Genomic DNA, 18808 nt, shown 5'->3' with positions numbered 1-18808 from the left:
TGTACAGGCACCTCCAACTATAATGATTATATCACATTTCACACACAAAAAAAGTATTGCTTTCTCAAACGAAAAAGCAATACTCTGTCCTTTTTATTCAACACCTGCGATACCGCGCAATCGTCCGCAGCATCTTCTCCGTATTTAATGGCTTCGTAAGCTGCTCATTCATTCCCGCAGCTCTGGTTCGATGCACGTCTTCTGCAAATACATTCACACTAAGTGCCACAATCCCTATCGTGCGCGCATCTGCACGTTTCTGCCCACGGATAATCCGCGTAGCTTCCAATCCATCGATATTCGGCATCATGACATCCATCAATATCACATCATAGGTATTCTCCGGTGCATTAAGATATGCCTCCACTGCCTGATATCCATCTGACACTGCGTGCACCTTCGCACCTGCATCTTCCAGAATGAACTTCACAACATCCCGGTTTATGTCATTATCTTCCGCAAGTAGAATCCGCATATTTGTTATATTCGGCTGCACCGTCCCCTTCGGCATATTTCCTTCGAACCCATCGCGTATAACCTTCTCGAAAGGAATCGTGACAGTAAATGTGCTTCCGACATTTTTCCTGCTTTCCACACGGACACGCCCATCCATAAGGTCAAGAATACTCTTCGTAATCGTCATGCCAAGTCCGGTTCCCTGATAACTGCTGCGCACATCCATCGCTTCCTGGACAAACGGTTCAAAGATATGGTCAATAAACTCTGCCTCCATCCCAACTCCATTGTCTTCAATTGTAAATTCATACACAACACGGGCCACATTTTCCATCGCTATGCGGGCTTTGAACTTTACCATGCCCTCATAATGATTATACTGAATCGCATTTGTAAGTATTTTTTCCAACATTTGGCGCACATGCATCGGACTTCCATACACGCGGGAATATCTGATATTTTCTGCGACATCCGAAACGACCGTTATCTTCTTTCCTTCTCCACGCGATTGTGCAAATGCTATCATCTCTGCAATGACATCTGCCATATAAAATTCTTCCTGCACCAGCACAGCTGAGCCGTCCTGCAGCTTACACATCTCCAGCGCATCGCCAAGCAGTTTCATCAAATAATTCGTTTCCGTCGTTGTCTTCACACGAGTTACTCTCATGAGTTCTATATCTTCATAGCTGCGCTCACTTATATCCATCATCCCTATGATATCATTTAAAGGCATACGGATATCATGCGACATACGGGATAAAAACTCCGATTTCGCAACATGCGCTTTCTGTGCCTCCTCAAATGCCTGTGCCAAAAGCTTCATCTGCCCGCGCTCTTTCTGCATAGTTCTATGATGTTCACGAATATAACTGATATGTGTTCCTGCATCCTGTAACAACTTTGATGCCAGCGGTCCGAACTCTGTTCCCGGATTATCAAGACCCATAAAACCATTCAGACGATTCTGTGACATGACCGGCACTACAATTGCTGTATGAACACCTCTCATCTGCAGCAATTCATACTCAAATGGCATTTCATTTTGCACATCATCTATGTTGGCAATCAGTACACTGTCTCCCTGTTCAAATTGTTTTTGCCAGCACGGTATCGTCTGCGCAGAGAGCTTCTGCATCCGTTCCTGCAGGGAATACACGCCCTCTTTGCACCACTCAAACGTGTTCCGATAGCTCCGGTGATCCAGAGATACACAGTCGAAAATATACACACGATCGGACTGCGTATATTCTCCAATCTGCTCAAGTAACTGCGGAATCTGCATATCCAACTGCTGCTCTGACATCGAATGATCCAGTGTCAGAAGCTTTGCAAGCACCATCTCCATATTCATTATTGTCTGCTTATAATCATCTCTTTTGTCCATGTACATTCTACCCTTATCAAATAAAAAGAAGCATTATACCTACCCTTATATGGCAATACAATGCTTCTGAAATAAACGTTACGTTATACGTCCGTGCAACTGGCTGCCATCTTACAGGCCCTATAGCTTTGCGTCGCAATCTTTCGATTGTTTTGCCAAATATTTACTTACATTATCGAAATAGTAACACATACTATTATTAATTACAATTGTAGAATATTACTAGAATCTTACATCCATTTTTATGAATCTTTAAACATCCGGTAATCATCTATCTGTAATTGCGTTATATATTTCTTATATCCGGCAGGCCCACAGATCACCGATCTGCAGGCCTGCCATCCAAACTAGGAATTATTCTTCTTCTGAGGGTTTTCCTCCTCTTGTAAACCTATAAACATTCTGTTATGATAATTTTAAATCGTCCCCTAAGGGACAAGTCAATGGGAAATTTGATTTTTCCAGGCAGGAATCGCGAATAATTCGCGTTATCTACAGAAAAGACTTGATTGTATGGGATTGATTATTTGGATTATATTTAGACAGAGATTCGCATCATCAGAGAAAAAAATACCGATTTTATCAGGAGGATTTCTATGAGAAAACAAAGTGAGCATCTATTTAAAATCGGCGAGATTGCCAAGATCTTGGGAGTGACACGGAAGACAATCCTTGTCTATGAAGAGATAGGACTGCTGACACCTGCAGTCAAGGATGAAGCAAGCGGCTACCGCTATTATACTGCGGATAATATGACGCAGATTCGTGCCATCCGCTCGTTGCAGACACTGGGACTTTCGCTGACGGAAATCAGAGAATATTACTATGATACAGAAAACCTTGACCGCTATCTTGACCGCCTCATGGATCTGCGAGCAACCTTGGACCGCAACATCCATCTGCTTCAACTGCGCGCGGCAAAACCGGGAGACTTAAGCGTGCACCGTGTCCGTCTGCCTAGGCAGGTGTGTTTCTGCCGCAGATACCAGTGTACCGATGCCAAGGACGCCGCCATCAAACTGCGGGATACCTATATAGCCGCAGCAAGAACAGGAAAAATGTCCATGGGAAGCCGCATGTTTACTGTACGTGCAGGTTCCTCCTGCAAGGAACTCGATCTGCTATGCTGCATCCCTGTCTCGGAAGATTTTGCGGGAGAAGAGCGGATGGAGTTTGCGGAAATGTCTGCCTTGTGCATCTACTATCGTGGCGCTTACGAAGGAATCAATACCGCGATTGACGCCCTGCAGGCATATGTACAGGAAAATAAAATTCAGGCAACCGGCGGATTCCGCTGTATCTATCTCGAAGGGCCTCCAAACCGCGGAGACCATACAGAAGACTACATCACGCAGGTTGCCCTGCCCTTCTCAGAGAATAGTGGGGGATGTTTGTAAATAATTCCATTTCTCCCCACTATCCATCTCTTGTCCCTTATTTATCGGTTACATCCACCTGGCAGGCGCGCATTGTCACAAGTGCTGCCGCATGTGCTTCCGGTGTCACACCTGCACAACAGCCTGCATCCACGCGCACCGCTGCTTCCGGATACAAGGCTTTCAGTATAAGGGCATTCGACACGACACAGATGTCCGTACAGACTCCAATCATTTCAATATCCAGATCCGAACCATCCGCAGTCTCACTCGCAATGACATCCTTCCAGCCTAAGAATCCAAATGTCGGCTTGTCAACGGTCTTATATTCCGAAGTGATTCCATCGGTAAGCTCTGCACAGATCTGCCATCCATCCGTCCCCTTGATACAATGCGGAACCGGCAGATGTTTTCCCTCGTTCGTCTGCATATAATCTTCTCCATGTGTATCCCGCGTGAAAATAATCTCCTTACCAGCACGATCATACGCCTCGATTTTTTCCTTTACTTTCGGCAGAATCGCCTGTGCTTCCGCTGACGCAAGTGCACCTGTTACAAAGTCTTTCTGCATATCTACTACAATTAAAATGTTTCGCATCTGTGGACCTCCTTTTCCTCTGCTATCAATCCAAATAATATCTTACTATATTTACAGGTATTAACCAACTATCTTTTTCTATTCCTCTTTTTTTCATCACGCTTCGATACAACTCGTTGCCTGTCACATTCTTTTTCCAATAATAGAAAATCCGGACAAATATGTCTCTTTGCAAATTGCTCTTCACTGCAAATAATTCTATGCAGTTCTTGTGCCAAACGAAGAATTTCATTCCCGTGCAGACGACACCACTTTAATTCCTGTCTACATTTACGTTTATATGAAAGCTGAATTTGAGTATCTGTTGGCAGTTCCTCCAGTTCAAATGGTGTAAGATATTCATCCCTCACAGGTATCATATTATTTATATTCAGAATTCCTATCACATTCCCATCATCATCTCTGATTTTTCTACAAGTTATATTCTCCGACATGCTTTTATATTTTTCTTTTTCCTCAACAGAGCTTAACGGAATGCAATATTTCCTTTCATTCACCAATACCAAAATTCCTAAAAATGGTCTGCCTTGTTTGTGCGTCTGAGTCGATACTGATAAAATCGTATTTGTTCTACCTGTAGCCTTTTGCTCCACATTTTTTAGATTCCGAATATATTTCATATTCACTTTATATAAATTCCATTCATTATCCATAAAAAATAAAGGCTATGCATAAACATAGCCTTTTCAGTACCCGTCGTAACGGAGATACTCTGTTTCATAAGTCCACTGATCGGCAGGACCCTCCATCTGACTATGATTATAACAAGTTAATCTTGTTTGTCAACCGCCATTCCTTTCTCTTTTAATTTCTCGTAATATGCTTTATATCGGTATGCAGTTCTTCTGCTGATATCACCTTGCTCTACAATCTCCATAATTGTCTTTCCCTTTTCATACTGTACTACAAACGCATTATAAGACTGCATCCATGCGCTATCGTGTTTCTTCCGACCCGCGTATGCACGATTTTTATATTTTTCTAATTCTGCTTCTAATTGTTTATTTTTTTGCTCTAACTCATTGATTTTTTTTAATGCCTCTTCTAATGTTTGAATCATATCCTGCCTCGTGTGCCATTTATATTTTGACTCTATTATGTCATGATTATCGAAGAGTGTCAATATGTTTTTGGCACAAAAAAGAAGAGAACAGAAATCCTTTGTCCTCTTCTTTCAATCAATATATTTTCCTACACCTCACGGTGATCGATCACACGCTTCGCCTTCTTCTCTGTTCGCGGCAATGTTCCAACCGGCACAACATTGATCTTCGGTGTAACACTCATCTTCGACTTGAACAGATTCTTGATCGTCTGACCTGTCTGCGCGAAGTCCACACGGCCTTCCGCCTCGACCGTCACCATGATGATGTCTCGGTTGTGTGCCTCATCGTGCGCGATGTTAATGTTGTACTCGCTCGATACACCATCCACCATGCCGAGGATTTCTTCTACCTGACTTGGGAACATATTGACACCATGTACCTTGAACATATCATCACTACGTCCCTTAATTATATCAAGACGTGGATATTTGTTACCACATGCACATTCACCCGGAATAATTCTGGAGATATCATGTGTCCGGAATCGCAGAAGCGGTGCGCCTTCCTTGACAAGTGTTGTTATAACAATCTCTCCTTCTTCTCCGTCCGGTACCGGCTGAAGAGTCTTCGGGTCAACAATCTCAATATATACATAATCATCCCAGTAATGCATACCCGCATCTTCATCACAGCTGATTCCGATGCCCGGTCCGTAAATCTCCGTCAGACCATAGATATCATAAAGAGAAACTCCAAGCTCCCTTTTAATGTATTCACGCATCTTCTCACTCCAGCGCTCGGAACCAAAAATGCCTTTCTTCAGATACAGCTGATCGCGGATTCCTCTTTTATTGATTTCCTCCGCCAGAAGCAATGCATACGAAGATGTCGCAGTAAGAACGGTCGATTTCAGATCCATCATCATCTGAATCTGCTTATCTGTATTACCCGGTCCCATCGGAATTGCCATTGCGCCAAGCTTCTCACAGCCTGCCTGGAATCCGATTCCCGCCGTCCACAGACCATAGCCGGCCGTAATCTGAATATGATCTTTGTTTGTGATGCCTGCTGTTTCATAGCAGCGTGCAAACATAATCGCCCAGTCATCCACATCCTTTGCTGTATAAGGAATGATGACCGGCTTACCTGTCGTACCTGACGAAGAATGGATTCGTACCACCTCCTCATCCGGTACCGCCTGGATTCCAAGCGGATAAGCATTTCGAAGATCCGCCTTGCTGGAGAACGGAAGCTGCTCAAACTCCTCCTGACTTGAAACTCCTGCGATTCCTGCTTCTTTATAAATTCTTCCATAATAACTGTCTGTCCGGATCAGACGCTTAATCTGTGCGTCTACCTGTGACAACTGTAACTCTGTTAATTTCATAACTGGTTCCTCCTCCAAATACGATTTATATTATCGACTGATTATACGTTATTCCTCTATCACAACGTTTTTCCACTTCCCACTTCAACTCCTGCGTAAAATGCCGCTTTGTTTGTCTCTACGTATTTTGACGGCACGCGTCTTTCAAGCTCTGCGAGCACGGTTTCCTTGCTGATTCCAAGCCGTCCGCTTCCAACTGCCACGCCCAAGATAGCAATGTTGAAATATCTTGACGAGCCAAACGGTGCACAGATTTTCTCTGCATCGATTACGATACAGCTGCATTTCTTCTCCAGATACGCAATCATCTCTGTACCGTCGTACCCAGTATCCTGCAAAGATTCTGTCACCGGTTTTACCGGTACACGATTCACGATCACGATTCCATCCTTTTTCAGATACCCTAAGTTCCGCACAGCCTCCGCCGGCTCAAATGCGAGAATCATATCTGCCGCCCCCTGTGGGATCAGCGGTGCATATGCCTCCCCGATACGCACATGACTCGTTACCGAACCACCCCGCTGTGCCATACCGATCGTTTCTGCCGAATGGACTGCCGAACCTTCATCCATCGCAGATGCCGCAATAATTTTGGATGCCAGCACGGTTCCCTGCCCGCCGACACCACAGATCAATATATCTTTCTTCATGATGTGGCACCTCCTTTTGCTGATGATTCCTGTTTCCCGCCATCAATGGCATGAACCGGGCAGATCTGGCTGCACAAGCCACAGCCGGTACATAAGTTTTCATCGATCGTCACATTTCCATCTACGGTAATAAGTGCCGGACAGCCGATTTCACGAATACATTTCTTACAGTTGATACACTGCTCCGAGATCCGGCATTTGCCGTCTGGCTTGGAAATCGCAATACACGGCGATTTGAAGATGATTGCTTTCACGCCCGGAAGCTTATCGCATTCCTGCACGGCAGCCACCGATGCAGCAAGGTCCAACGGATCGACGGTTATAATCTTATGCACGCCGATGCCCTCTAACACCTTCGCGATGTCTACCTTATCCACAAACTGTCCCATCATATTCCGTCCGATTCCCGGATGCGGCTGATGACCGGTCATCGCCGTTGTCGAATTATCCAGCACGCAGAGAATCATATCTGCGTTATTGTACACCGCATTTACGACACCCGTCATACCCGATGCGAAAAATGTCGAATCGCCCACGAATCCAAAGCATGTGCCTTCCCCGTCAATCCAGTGGAAGCCCTGCGCCATCGTGATTCCGGCACCCATGCAGAGACATGTGTCAACCATATCAAGCGGCATCGCATTTCCGAGTGTATAACATCCGATATCACCACAGAAATACGCTTTCTTTTCCTTCATCGCCTGCTTCACTGCATAGAACGATGCACGATGCGGACAACCTGCGCAAAGTACCGGCGGACGCATCGGAAGGGCTGGTGCATCGCTGCCATCATACCCACGCGCGAGCTTCTCTGTCCCAAGGAACCCGCTCAAAATATCTGCAACCAGATTCGAACTGTTCTCGCCACTTGCCGGCACCTTTCCGTCTAATTTTCCTGACACCTTGATGGCAAGCGCATGCTTCCCGACAAGCTTCAGAATCTGTTCTTCAATATATGGGCTAAGCTCCTCCACACAGAGCAGTTCCTCCACGCCCTCAAGTGCCTGTAACAGAAACTCCTCCGGCAACGGGTATGCAGTTGCAAGCTTGATGAGCTTGATATCGGTGTGGTCTTTCAGATATTCCTTCGCATAGGCATAACTGATTCCTGATGTAATCACTGCCTTCTTGGAATTTCCGCCTTCCACACGATTCCATTTATATGTAGAAAGATCTTTTCCGATTTCAACATTCCGCTGCTCGATCATCGCATGATTCATGTATGATAACCGCGGGAAGATGACCCATTTCTTTGAATCCTTCACGAAGCCATCATATGCTTTTGGTCCATTGTTGACCGGATTCTCAATCGACGCATACGCATGGCAGACACGTGTCGTCGGACGGAACAGAACCGGTGTCTTATATTTCTCCGAATACGCAAATGCATCCTGTATCATCTCATATGCCTCTTCCGGTGAAGATGGATCAAACACCGGAATCCGCGCGAAGTCTGCAAACCGTCTCGTATCCTGCTCGGTCTGGGAAGAAATCGGTCCCGGATCGTCCGCCGATACAACAACCATGCCTCCTTTGACTCCCACGTACGCGAGCGACATCAGCGGATCGGCTGCCACATTCAAACCCACCTGCTTCATCGTCACCATCGTCCGCGCGCCGCCATATGCCGCACTCGCAGCAACCTCCATCGCTGCTTTCTCATTGACTGACCATTCCAAATGCACCCCATCGTGTGGGTATTTGGATATTGTTTCCACAATTTCGGAAGATGGAGTTCCCGGATATCCGGACACAAGATTGACACCTGCTGCCAATGCGCCGAGCGCGATCGCTCCATTTCCCATTACATATTCCTGCATGTAACTTCTCCCTTCCTCTTTCAAGTATGTATTATTATAGCAGACTATGCGCAAACCAGCTACTTTTCATTCTTCGTTTCCGGCAATCCTGCTTTTCGTACCGTCACTCATCCACACAGATTTCATAATATCCATGATCCAAATATTGGTTATACCGTTTCAAATCTTCCGCCGTAATATCCTGTTTATCCTGAGAAAGCGCAGTTTTTCCGTCGGTTGCAGTCGTAAAAAAAGCCAATGTATAGGTAATCGTATCTGTCACTGGGATAAAATAATAGATTCCTGCATTCCATGCACAAAAATCAATCACCTGATATGTCACTGAAACCCCTGCATCATTTTTGAATTCTCCTTCTGCAGCAACCCTCACATTGCTTTCTTCCGCGGATACACGATTCACCTCCATCGCCTCTCCCACCGTCTGAACGGTAAGTCCATGGCGTACGGTATGCGTATATTCTGTGCCATTCACTTCTTCGGTCTTCGCATACTCCAGTCTCGTATCTCCATAGATCTGACTGTAATCCGCAAATGCGTTTCCCGTAACCTTCACATAATCACTCGTAATTGCGCCATCTTTCTCGATCTTCACTTGAACGTTTTCCAGCGAGATAATTCCTAATAAATGTGCAGCCTCAGCGTCACTCACGGATGCCGTTTCTGTATTCACATTCGCAGTAGATTCACAGGCTGTCAATAATACAGATAACAAAATGATAAAAATAATTGCCTTAAATTTCCCTGTACTTTTCATTTTTCTCCTTCATCTTATAAAAAAGCGCAGTTCCTATTCAAACTGCGCTTAATCTCAAAAATGTATTTATAAAATCGGATGGGCGGCGTATCCATCATCTCAGGTTCCTCATAACAGGAGCGCAGGGTGCCTTTCCTGCTTGTCAATTTATTAATACATATTTAACTTATCATACATCCTTTTATTCGTCAATCCTAATTAATCTTCACCATCTTAGGAACGCTTGTTTTCCGCTTATTCTGGCCCGGCACAGTCCTCTGCCTGCGATCAACATTTGACCGGCTGCTGAATGTATATGTGACTTCATGGATATTTACCGGATACGCACCGTTCATTCCAATCTACCTAAGGGGATTTACACATTACATCTGCCAGATCAGGTTGCCGGATGGATCAAGAGCTTGAATCCGATAGGTATGGGCTTTTAGGTCTGCAGACAGGCGGGCAAGATAACCGTCCTTTTTCCAGGTGATATAAATGCGGTTATACATCTGATCATCCGGTATTTCTGCAAAATGCAAAGCATTTTCTGCCTGAGCAGAAATCTGCGCTGCAGGCTTTGTACGGATTTCCATTTCCGCATCAAATCCAAATGCCGGAAATTCTTTCCGGAATTTTAACATTTCAAGCTGCTTTTTTACGACCTCCTTTTCAAGGCCTGACTCTATATCTTTTTGTGAAAAATTCGTCCGGTTGATCTCTTTATGTCCACCTGCACCTGCACGCTTGACTGCCTCATAATCATTAGATCCGGCAAACAGATCCAGATACCAGACCTGTGGTTTTCCGGGCATAAATATCTGTAATGCTCTGGCTAATAACAGTGCCTGCTCATTTTCGCCAAGTGCATTATAATATGTCGTATTTACCTGATAATACATCTTTTTATTACCATGAAGATCCTTTACAAAACCACCACGATCCACAAGCAGCCGGATCAAATCTTCAATCCTGTCGTCCGGCAACAATCCGGCAAGATCCAGTACCGGTATTCCATCATGGCAGCCAAGCATATTCACAGTATGAATATTCTCTTTTATCTGTTCCTTTGCCCATTGCTCCAGATAAGTGCCATCGCCTCTGTAAAGAGCATCCAGAATCAATCCCGGAAGGAAAAAGTCATACGTCAGATATCCCTTTTGTGCTATCAGCTCATACTTTTTCTCTTTATATCCGGCATGGATCTCCGGAAGAAGACGGATTCCATATGGTTTTGCGAGCTTATGGATCTGTTCCAGAAATTCCCATGTCTCCGGTTCATTTAAGAAATTGGCACGTCCCGGTGCTTTTGGGGCATATGCAAATGCATCCAGGCGTATTATCTTTGCTCCGTAACCTGCCAGTTTTTTTATAGTTTCACGATAAAAGTCCCAAACCTTTTCTGATTTAATATTGAGATCCATTTGTCCTAAATATCTGGTATGATAATCATCTGTATCCCGAATCTCCTGATAAAACGTATTCCAGTATGGAATCCGACTGCCATCTGCCATTTCAACCATCAACAGAGGTAATCCCGGTTTGCGGAAAAACATCGGATCCAGATACTTCTGTTCCGGTTGTATATAACCGTCTTCTGTCATTTCTCCACAGTTTTCCCAGAATGCATTCCAGTCAATAAAAAAGTCACGATATTCCGATTGACTGCCATTCTCCAACAGATCCTGAAACTGTGGTGACTGTACAGACGCATGGTTTAAAACAAAATCCAGCTTCAGATCAATATTCTGTCTGCCCAACCGTAATAGTGCCTTTTCAGAGTGAAATGTTTCCTCAAGATCATAGTCGATTACAGAAAAACCACGATCCAGATCAGAATGGTAAATACTCGGTAGTATATATATTGAGGAAAATGCGTCTGCAAATCCATGTCTTTCAAATAAATCCGCAACAGCTTCCAGATCTCCGCCAAGACTGTCCGGATACAGATTCAGCATTGGACCATTTTCAATTTTATTTATATCTGTCATATTTTTTTCTTCTATCTCTGTTTTCCTCATATTCTATAGCCTCCTGTTCACTTACTATTCCGTATAAATCCTGCCATGCATATCCTGAATGATATCTGCCCGATCCAGCCCATCATTAATCTTTTTCTGCTCAATTCTTAATACTCTGGCTACAAAGGGACTGTCAATGGCAGTGTCACGATTCCTCTTTTTTCGGTTTTCAAGTGTTTCTTCCGGCGTACTGATCAATACAACAGATACATCCACCCCCTGCAGGTATGCACTGTTTCCATGTGTCCATTCAAGGATCAGAATATCTGTATCTGATACATCCCGGCGATCATACCAGATATCATCCGGGGTTCTTCCCATATGACGTAGCAGCAGTTGTGAGGTTCCTCCATGAAACTGCATGAGAAGATTCGACACAGCTTCATAATCGAGTTCCTGATCCGTACCCAGGTAGTCTGTAAGAGCCTTGTCTCCATACTTCTGATATATGGATAACCACTGCATGTCCTCCTGTTCTTCTGCATCCCTTCCGGCTTTTTGAAGCTCTAATAGTTTTTCTTTTACTTCGTCTGTATATAGCTTTTCGGTTATAAGTCCATTTAATCCGGACATACGAAATCTCGCAATTCGTTCTGCATCATTATACACAGGAATCCGATGTGGATAATTGTCCCCGCTTATAATAAGTGATTTCTTTCCCTGTTTTTCAAACATATTTTGAAGTAAGAAAGCCATTCCGGTCTTACCAACACCAGAACCTCCGGATACCGATATGATTGTTTTTTTCTCTTTTCTTTCTTCTGTTTTTTCAAGAATCAACGGAAATAATCGTTCTGCGTTTCTGATCTGCTCCCGTGCCAGATCTGATACTGTAATTTCTTTCGTATCCATCTGTCCGTCACCTCATTTCTGATCATCTTATATATCTTTTACTCTATTGTTTTTGCCAAACTCCCCGATCTCTGCAAACAGAAACCGGGGAGTCTTATTTATTCTTATTCTACTGCATCAAGCAGGATCTGATAGCTTGGATAATTACCGGACACTATCGTAATCGGCATACCAAGTTCCATCAAAGCAGCTCCTGAATAAACAACACCTGTTTTCTTATCCCGATAGGAACGTTCCGGCGCAAGCCCTCTCAATCGAATATAAAATACAGGATAATTACCATGTGTATTTAATAAAACAGCACCTACAACTGCATGTTTTTTCCCTTCATCGACAGACATCCATGCTCCATATTCCGCCTCAAACGGATTACTTAATCTGTAATAATCCCCTTTTAAAATAACCGGTGCTGCTTCATGATAGGTTTTGATCTGTTCCCGGACTGCCGTCTTATCTTCCTCAGATAACTTTCCGAGATCCAGTTCATATCCGAATGCACCTGTCATGGCAACCACACCTCTGGTATTCATATCCGTCACTCTGCCGGTCTGATGATTCGGCACCGCAGATACATGGGCTCCCATCGTGGATAAAGGATAAGCAAATGATGTACCATACTGGATACGGATACGATCAACTGCATCTGTGTTATCACTGCACCATATCTGTGGTGTATAATACAGCATACCCATATCAAACCTTCCGCCACCGCCGGAGCAGCCTTCCCATAACATATCCGGAAATGCCTGCGTCAGTCGTTCCAGCAGGTCATATACACCAAGCATATAGTCATACATTACATTTCCCTGCCATACCATGCTGTCGGAATATATATCACATAAGCTCCGGTTCATATCCCATTTCACATAATTGATATCGCCCTGCCTAAGGACAGCTGCAATCTGTCCATAGATATGATCCACCACCTCCGGATTTGCAAAATCAAGTACAAGCTGATTTCTGCCATGTACCGGATGTTTACCTGGAACCTGAATTGCCCACTCCGGATGTTTTCTGTAAAGATCACTGTTTTCTGAAACCATCTCCGGCTCTATCCAGATGCCAAACTGAACACCTTTGTCATGAACACGTTTTGTCAGCTCCGCAAGAGAACAGCCCAGCTTATCTTCATTTACAATCCAGTCACCAAGGGATGAATTATCATCATCTCTTGTGCCAAACCAGCCATCATCCATGACCAGAAGCTCCACCCCGAGTGCTGCAGCCTGCTCCGCAAGATTAACGATTGCTTCACCATTAAAATCAAAATAACAGGCTTCCCAGCTATTTACAAGAACCGGACGGATCTGATCTTTATATTTTCCGCGGCAGATATGCTCTCTCACCAAATGATGCATCTGATTGGATAGCTGTTCTATACCATACGCGGAATATGACAGAACTGCTTCCGGAGCATAAAATGTCTGCTCCGGCTTTAATTGATAGGAAAAGAAATCCTCCTGAAGACCCATAACCAGACGGATCTGGTCAAACTGATCTAATTCTACGCTTCCCTCAAAGCTTCCACTGTACACCAGTGATACACCATAACAGGCTCCGGCGGTCTCTGTTGTGCCGTGTTCCGCAAGAATCATATATGGATTATACTGATGGCCGGACGTACCGCGATTACTTCCGATCACCTGTCTGCCATGTGATACCGGTGTTCGCTGCATATTCCGTTCCATTGCATGCCGTCCATAAAATGTCAATACATCATAATCTCCATACAGAAGATCAAGACATGCGCTGGAAAGCTTCTCCAGATAAATTTCATTTCTTCCGACATTTGTAACTTTTACACTTCTGGTTATTACATCGCAATCAGGTAACACGCCATATAATAATGTCACTTCTACGCCGACTCTTTCATCCTTCAGATATATGCACAGAGTCTGTGCAGCTTCCGCATGTGCTGCCGGAAGTCCCGGGAGATCATACTTACCGTCCTGAAGCTGATAGCCTGTATAGCGGAGATCAAGTGCCATACAGCCATTTGCTTCACGGATCTTTCCTGCCGTTGTTCTGTAATCACCGGTTCCAAGAACAGGGAATTCCTGAGGAAGTGCATCCAGGGAATACGTACGGTCATTTCCAAGATCATATGGATTTCCCGAAAAACCGCGATCGTAGTACGTCAGTATATAATCCATTTCCGAATCCAGGCGCTTTCCGTAATACAGATGGAGCAAATAATCATGTGCATCGGCCATCATCTGGTAAGTGGTATGCTCCGTATGGAGTGAAAATATTCTTTTCTCTTTGTTATATATAATAGCCATAAATTAGGTCTCCTTTTATTTTACTGCTCCGTTTGCCACACCTGCTATGATCTGTTTCTGGCAAATAATATAGAAGATCAGTATCGGAAGCAGCGCTAACAGATAAGATGCAAAGGCCAGATTGTAATTTGTTCCAAACTGAGTCTGGAAATTCAACTGCGCAAGCGGAAGTGTATTCTGATCACCGGACATAATTACAAGCGGTGTCATAACGTCATTCCATGTACCAAGGGCTGTAAGGATTGCAACCGTTGCATGCATTGGTTTCATATTCGGGAAGATAATCTTCCAGTAAGTCGTCCATGTCGTGGTTCCGTCAACATAGGCTGCCTCTTCCAGTTCAAGCGGAAGATTATTCAGATATCCTGCATATAACATGGTGTTCATCGGAAGATAAAATACTGTATAAAGTAACACCACGCCAACCATATTTGCCAGTCCCATTTTTGCTGTCTGTTTTACAAGCGGCATCATCAAAATAGCGAATGGTACGAACATACCACTGACAAGATAAAGATAAATTCCATTATAGATCCGATTCTTTTTCTTGCTTCGTCCAAGTACATAACCGATCAGGGAATGTATTACGATCGATAATGCAATCGTTGTCAGTGTGATAAATAAACTGTTACCAAGAGAATGCCAGAAATCTGTCACCTCCATAGCTTCCTTAAAATTACTCAGGCTCCAGTGCTGTGGAAAAGATAAGATTCCATGGATATCATTTGTCATCTCAGACGGCTGCTTAAATGCGATCATAACCGTCATATATAATGGGAACAGGATGGTTACAAGGCCAAGGATTAACAGAATCGTAACCCCGATATTATATCGTTCTTTTCCTGTCTTAATCCCCTTTTCTTTATATTCTTTTCTGATCTGTCTCTGCGATTTTTTCATAACTGTTCCTCCTTCTTACCCAGGAAATGCATCTGTAACACAGATATCACTACGATTACAATAAAGAACACGACTGCATTTGCACTCTGGAATCCAAACTGTCCGCCGCTCATACCATTGTTGTAGATGAGGTAGGAAATAGATTCTGTGCTCTGCGCAGGACCACCCTTTGTCAACGACATGATCTGGTCAAATACCATCAGGAAGTTCTTCATACAAAGAACTACATTAATTGTAAAAAACGGAAGGATCAGTGGGAATGTCAGATAACGGAATTTTGCAAATCCGGTTGCACCATCTAAAGATCCTGCTTCGTATACATCTTCCGGAACCGTCTGAAGACCGGATATATAAATGATTGTATTCATCGCGATCGACTGCCATGCACATACTACTGCGATTGCGAGCCAGGCCATTTTAGAACTTGCAAGCATACTGTTTCCCTCAAAACCGAGCATGATTGCGATCTGTGGCAGAATATAAGTAAAGAAATAGTTAAAAATATAACCAACAACCAGACCGCCTAAGATATTTGGCAGGAAATACAGTCCACGAAGACCGCTCTTAAAGCGAATCTTGCTGTTTAATGCCATCGCAAGAATCAGGCTGACAACATTTACGATGATCGTTGTTACTATAGCCAGCTTAAATGTAAACAGATAGGATGAACCAACTCTGGCATCATGAAAAAGATCAATATAATTCCGAAAGCCAACCCACTCATAGCTGCCATACCCACGGAAATTGGTAAAACTGTAAATCGCACCCTGAATCAAAGGCAACGTATTGAATGTAAAGAATAATGCTACGATAGGAATTGTGATCAACATAAATGTTCTGGATTTTCCGGACATTTTCTTTTTCTTTTTAACAAACTTCATATCTTCTGTCTTTTTTGTATCCATTTCTATTCCTCCTCTCCGGAATGCTCCTGCTCATATTTGCGAACCTTTGCGATCAGGTCACGATTGTACCGTTTCCATTCCGTATCAAATTTCTTCAAAAACGCTTCTGTATCTCCATCTAACAGATAAGTCTGAATCATTGCATCTACCGCCATCTCAGATGGATAAAAATGATCCTGATAATCTGTCACGATTCCGTTGTCCAGATATTCCCGCATACCGTCTAACATAGATGCAAGCTTGAAATCACCTTTCTTACAAGGTACTGCATTCTGATTGTCGATATAGTCCTGTACGTTTTCATCTTCTAACAGGAAACGGAGGACTTCATAGGCTGCTTCCTTATTCGGACAGTCTTCCATCACGCAGAACTGAAGATCGACACCGGATGTCAAAACCATGTCTTCCTTATTGTTAGAAGCCGGGAATACAAATGAATCAATATTGATATCCGGATTTACTGACTGAATCTGCGGTACAGCGTAGCTTCCGATCATATACATTGCCGACTCACCTTTTGCAAATGCTGTACAAGCATCATTATAAGAATATGCAACCGGATTGGCTTCCCCATACTGAAGCAGGGTTTTCATTTCTTCCGCAACCTGAACATACTGATCGGAAAATGTAGTTTCTCCCTTATTAACATCCTTACATACGGTCGGGGATGTCAATGAAGCTACTGCACTGTTCCATGGAGAAAGACAGGTCCATGTATCCTTGTAACCCATATAAAACGGAAGAATTCCTTCTGCTTCAATCTCATCGCATAATGCAAGAAGCTCATCCCATGTTTCCGGGATTTCCCATCCATGCTCCTCAAACATATCCCGGTTGTACAGGATACCTGCAGCATTTGCCACATATGGAACACTGTATGTTCCTTCTGTTGGAATAAATTTCAGGTTCTCACAGATCGTGAGATAATTTTCCTTAATATCTGCCAGTCCATCAAAATCAGAAATATCCATCAACATATCGGCATCAATAAAATTCGAATAATTGATGTCACCGCCAATACCAATGATATCCGGGTTATCTTCACGAACAAATCTGGTCTTCAACACTGTCATTGCATCGTTCGGAGAACTGATCTTCAATTCAACATCATCATGACTGGCATTAAACCGTTCCTCAACTTCTTCAAAATAAGAGGTTGCTTCCGGCTTGTACTGTACCAGTTCGATCACTGTTTTTCCGTCTTTGTTATTCTTGCCACACCCCGTCAGTAAGCAGAAACCAGTCATCATCGTAAGTACAAATAATGGTTTTTTCCATTTTAGCATAAATGCATCTCTCCCTTCTTTTACCTTCTTTTATAATATGCTTTTTTAAGTTATTTCCATTTTAACATATCATAATGCTTGTTAAAATATCGTAATATCGCTATTTTTATACCAAAATGCATTATTTTTGTCCCACTGTTGCATTTATCTAGCATTTTGGTATATAGTAGAAAACAGTAGAGTTTATATCGTGTATTTGTTTTAATTATAGGAGGTTTTTTATGCATGAATACCTTTTTTCTATATTTCCAAATGAGAAATTTATAGATCTTGGACTATATCAGTACGGATGGGAACGCTGTACACCGGCTCATCAGTTCGGACCGGCTGCCAGAACCCACTATCTGTTTCATTATGTCATCTCCGGAACTGGACTTTTAATGGCTCAGGATCAAAAAGGAGAGACTAGAAATTATTCGATCAAAAGCGGACAGGGCTTTCTTCTGTATCCGGGACAGATCAGCACCTATATCGCAGATAAGACTAACCCTTGGGAATATGCCTGGCTGGAATTTGATGGATTACGGGTAAAAGAAGCACTGGACATTGCCGGTTTTTCAAAAGACCAGCCTATCTATCATGCCACCGCAAAGGAATACCGGGAAATCATGATGAACGAAATGCTCTATATTGCCAAGCACCCAGATGAACCGCCTTTTCACCTGATCGGTCATTCCTACCTTTTTCTGGATGCACTCATCCGTTCCACCTCCTCTACCCGGATGATAAAAACCGGTAAAATGAGCGATTACTATATAAAAGAGGCAATAAACTTCGTAGAACAGAATTTTCCTTATGACATCTCTATCGAAGATATAGCTGCCTGTTGCGGCATCAACCGCAGCTATCTGGGAAAGATATTTCATGACTCCATTGGCAAAACGCCACAGGAATTCCTGATAAACTATCGGATGTCCAAAGCAACAGAGCTGCTGAAAATGACGAAACTATCAATTGCAGATATAGGAAATGCAGTCGGCTATCCAAACCAACTGCATTTCTCAAGAGCTTTTAAAAATATATATGGTGTCTCCCCCAAAAACTGGCGGGATCAGAATCACTAAAATAGCATGAAACTCCGCAAGTCCGCATAACCGTTTTATCATTGT

At 43.4% G+C, this 18808-nt stretch carries 17 protein-coding genes and 1 riboswitch; of the genes, 2 read left to right on the top strand and 15 right to left on the bottom strand.

Features of this window, described 5'->3' with window-relative positions:
- Positions 1-97: 97 nt before the first annotated feature.
- The gene (locus tag KP625_RS09715) at positions 98-1843 is read right to left on the bottom strand and encodes a hybrid sensor histidine kinase/response regulator (protein WP_238297573.1); all 1746 of its coding nucleotides are present in this window, start codon (positions 1841-1843) and stop codon (positions 98-100) included.
- Positions 1844-1934: 91 nt separating this feature from the next.
- A riboswitch (cyclic di-GMP riboswitch) is annotated at positions 1935-2010 on the bottom strand.
- A gap of 429 nt (positions 2011-2439) precedes the next feature.
- On the opposite strand from KP625_RS09715, the gene KP625_RS09710 reads away from it, so the two are divergent.
- Positions 2440-3240: a MerR family transcriptional regulator gene (locus KP625_RS09710; RefSeq protein ID WP_238297571.1), complete on the top strand. Its 801-nt coding sequence runs from the start codon at positions 2440-2442 to the stop codon at positions 3238-3240.
- A gap of 37 nt (positions 3241-3277) precedes the next feature.
- Here the strand turns inward: KP625_RS09710 and KP625_RS09705 are convergent, their stop codons facing one another.
- The 14 genes from KP625_RS09705 to KP625_RS09640 form a co-directional block, all read right to left on the bottom strand.
- Positions 3278-3817, bottom strand: coding sequence for a cysteine hydrolase family protein (locus KP625_RS09705; RefSeq protein WP_238297569.1), 540 nt, complete (start codon positions 3815-3817; stop codon positions 3278-3280).
- Between the two features lie 68 nt (positions 3818-3885).
- Positions 3886-4470: a type III toxin-antitoxin system ToxN/AbiQ family toxin gene (locus KP625_RS09700; protein WP_238297567.1), complete on the bottom strand. Its 585-nt coding sequence runs from the start codon at positions 4468-4470 to the stop codon at positions 3886-3888.
- Positions 4471-4586: 116 nt separating this feature from the next.
- On the bottom strand, positions 4587-4877 hold the full coding sequence (locus tag KP625_RS09695; protein WP_021984474.1) for a helix-turn-helix domain-containing protein: 291 nt from the start codon (positions 4875-4877) through the stop codon (positions 4587-4589).
- 131 nt (positions 4878-5008) lie between these two features.
- The gene (locus KP625_RS09690) at positions 5009-6250 is read right to left on the bottom strand and encodes a phenylacetate--CoA ligase family protein (protein ID WP_238297564.1); all 1242 of its coding nucleotides are present in this window, start codon (positions 6248-6250) and stop codon (positions 5009-5011) included.
- A 59-nt stretch (positions 6251-6309) separates the two neighbouring features.
- Positions 6310-6900 carry an indolepyruvate oxidoreductase subunit beta gene (locus KP625_RS09685; protein WP_238297562.1) on the bottom strand — a complete coding sequence of 197 codons (591 nt, stop codon included), beginning with the start codon at positions 6898-6900 and terminating at the stop codon, positions 6310-6312.
- Entirely contained in the window at positions 6897-8720 is a 1824-nt protein-coding gene (gene iorA, locus KP625_RS09680) for an indolepyruvate ferredoxin oxidoreductase subunit alpha (protein ID WP_238297560.1), read from the bottom strand. Before iorA ends, KP625_RS09685 begins: the two co-directional genes overlap by 4 nt.
- Before the next feature lie 103 nt (positions 8721-8823).
- Entirely contained in the window at positions 8824-9474 is a 651-nt protein-coding gene (locus KP625_RS09675) for a hypothetical protein (RefSeq protein ID WP_238297558.1), read from the bottom strand.
- Between the two features lie 194 nt (positions 9475-9668).
- Entirely contained in the window at positions 9669-9809 is a 141-nt protein-coding gene (locus KP625_RS09670) for a hypothetical protein (protein ID WP_238297557.1), read from the bottom strand.
- Between the two features lie 27 nt (positions 9810-9836).
- Complete coding sequence (gene gtfA, locus KP625_RS09665) at positions 9837-11474, bottom strand: sucrose phosphorylase (RefSeq protein ID WP_238297555.1); 1638 nt, start codon at positions 11472-11474, stop codon at positions 9837-9839.
- 24 nt (positions 11475-11498) lie between these two features.
- Entirely contained in the window at positions 11499-12326 is an 828-nt protein-coding gene (locus tag KP625_RS09660; RefSeq protein ID WP_238297554.1) for a zeta toxin family protein, read from the bottom strand.
- Between the two features lie 104 nt (positions 12327-12430).
- Positions 12431-14608, bottom strand: a complete 2178-nt coding sequence (locus KP625_RS09655; RefSeq protein ID WP_238297553.1) for an alpha-galactosidase — start codon at positions 14606-14608, stop codon at positions 12431-12433.
- 15 nt (positions 14609-14623) lie between these two features.
- The gene (locus KP625_RS09650) at positions 14624-15508 is read right to left on the bottom strand and encodes a carbohydrate ABC transporter permease (protein ID WP_238297552.1); all 885 of its coding nucleotides are present in this window, start codon (positions 15506-15508) and stop codon (positions 14624-14626) included.
- Positions 15505-16362 carry a carbohydrate ABC transporter permease gene (locus KP625_RS09645; protein ID WP_370641441.1) on the bottom strand — a complete coding sequence of 286 codons (858 nt, stop codon included), beginning with the start codon at positions 16360-16362 and terminating at the stop codon, positions 15505-15507. Before KP625_RS09645 ends, KP625_RS09650 begins: the two co-directional genes overlap by 4 nt.
- Positions 16363-16415: 53 nt before the next feature.
- Positions 16416-17699, bottom strand: coding sequence for an ABC transporter substrate-binding protein (locus KP625_RS09640; protein WP_238297550.1), 1284 nt, complete (start codon positions 17697-17699; stop codon positions 16416-16418).
- A gap of 221 nt (positions 17700-17920) precedes the next feature.
- On the opposite strand from KP625_RS09640, the gene KP625_RS09635 reads away from it, so the two are divergent.
- Positions 17921-18763 (top strand): AraC family transcriptional regulator, encoded by an 843-nt coding sequence (locus tag KP625_RS09635; RefSeq protein ID WP_238297549.1) that lies wholly within the window; start codon positions 17921-17923, stop codon positions 18761-18763.
- Positions 18764-18808: the final 45 nt, after the last annotated feature.

This window comes from Eubacterium sp. MSJ-33, assembly GCF_022174665.1.
Classification (GTDB): Bacteria; Bacillota; Clostridia; order Lachnospirales; family Lachnospiraceae; genus Coprococcus_C.
This window is presented reverse-complemented; position numbering and strand designations above follow the sequence as displayed.

What these genes read in the sequence shown, in the direction of transcription:
- KP625_RS09650 (WP_238297552.1), bottom strand. Translation starts at nt 15,508, where the DNA reads ATGAAAAAATCGCAGAGACAGATCAGAAAAGAATATAAAGAAAAGGGG.
- KP625_RS09695 (WP_021984474.1), bottom strand. Translation starts at nt 4,877, where the DNA reads ATGATTCAAACATTAGAAGAGGCATTAAAAAAAATCAATGAGTTAGAG.
- iorA (WP_238297560.1), bottom strand. Translation starts at nt 8,720, where the DNA reads ATGCAGGAATATGTAATGGGAAATGGAGCGATCGCGCTCGGCGCATTG.
- KP625_RS09705 (WP_238297569.1), bottom strand. Translation starts at nt 3,817, where the DNA reads ATGCGAAACATTTTAATTGTAGTAGATATGCAGAAAGACTTTGTAACA.
- KP625_RS09635 (WP_238297549.1), top strand. Translation starts at nt 17,921, where the DNA reads ATGCATGAATACCTTTTTTCTATATTTCCAAATGAGAAATTTATAGAT.
- gtfA (WP_238297555.1), bottom strand. Translation starts at nt 11,474, where the DNA reads ATGAGGAAAACAGAGATAGAAGAAAAAAATATGACAGATATAAATAAA.
- KP625_RS09685 (WP_238297562.1), bottom strand. Translation starts at nt 6,900, where the DNA reads ATGAAGAAAGATATATTGATCTGTGGTGTCGGCGGGCAGGGAACCGTG.
- KP625_RS09700 (WP_238297567.1), bottom strand. Translation starts at nt 4,470, where the DNA reads ATGGATAATGAATGGAATTTATATAAAGTGAATATGAAATATATTCGG.
- KP625_RS09660 (WP_238297554.1), bottom strand. Translation starts at nt 12,326, where the DNA reads ATGGATACGAAAGAAATTACAGTATCAGATCTGGCACGGGAGCAGATC.
- KP625_RS09640 (WP_238297550.1), bottom strand. Translation starts at nt 17,699, where the DNA reads ATGCTAAAATGGAAAAAACCATTATTTGTACTTACGATGATGACTGGT.
- KP625_RS09690 (WP_238297564.1), bottom strand. Translation starts at nt 6,250, where the DNA reads ATGAAATTAACAGAGTTACAGTTGTCACAGGTAGACGCACAGATTAAG.
- KP625_RS09710 (WP_238297571.1), top strand. Translation starts at nt 2,440, where the DNA reads ATGAGAAAACAAAGTGAGCATCTATTTAAAATCGGCGAGATTGCCAAG.
- KP625_RS09715 (WP_238297573.1), bottom strand. Translation starts at nt 1,843, where the DNA reads ATGGACAAAAGAGATGATTATAAGCAGACAATAATGAATATGGAGATG.
- KP625_RS09675 (WP_238297558.1), bottom strand. Translation starts at nt 9,474, where the DNA reads ATGAAAAGTACAGGGAAATTTAAGGCAATTATTTTTATCATTTTGTTA.
- KP625_RS09655 (WP_238297553.1), bottom strand. Translation starts at nt 14,608, where the DNA reads ATGGCTATTATATATAACAAAGAGAAAAGAATATTTTCACTCCATACG.
- KP625_RS09670 (WP_238297557.1), bottom strand. Translation starts at nt 9,809, where the DNA reads ATGAACGGTGCGTATCCGGTAAATATCCATGAAGTCACATATACATTC.
- KP625_RS09645 (WP_370641441.1), bottom strand. Translation starts at nt 16,362, where the DNA reads ATGTCCGGAAAATCCAGAACATTTATGTTGATCACAATTCCTATCGTA.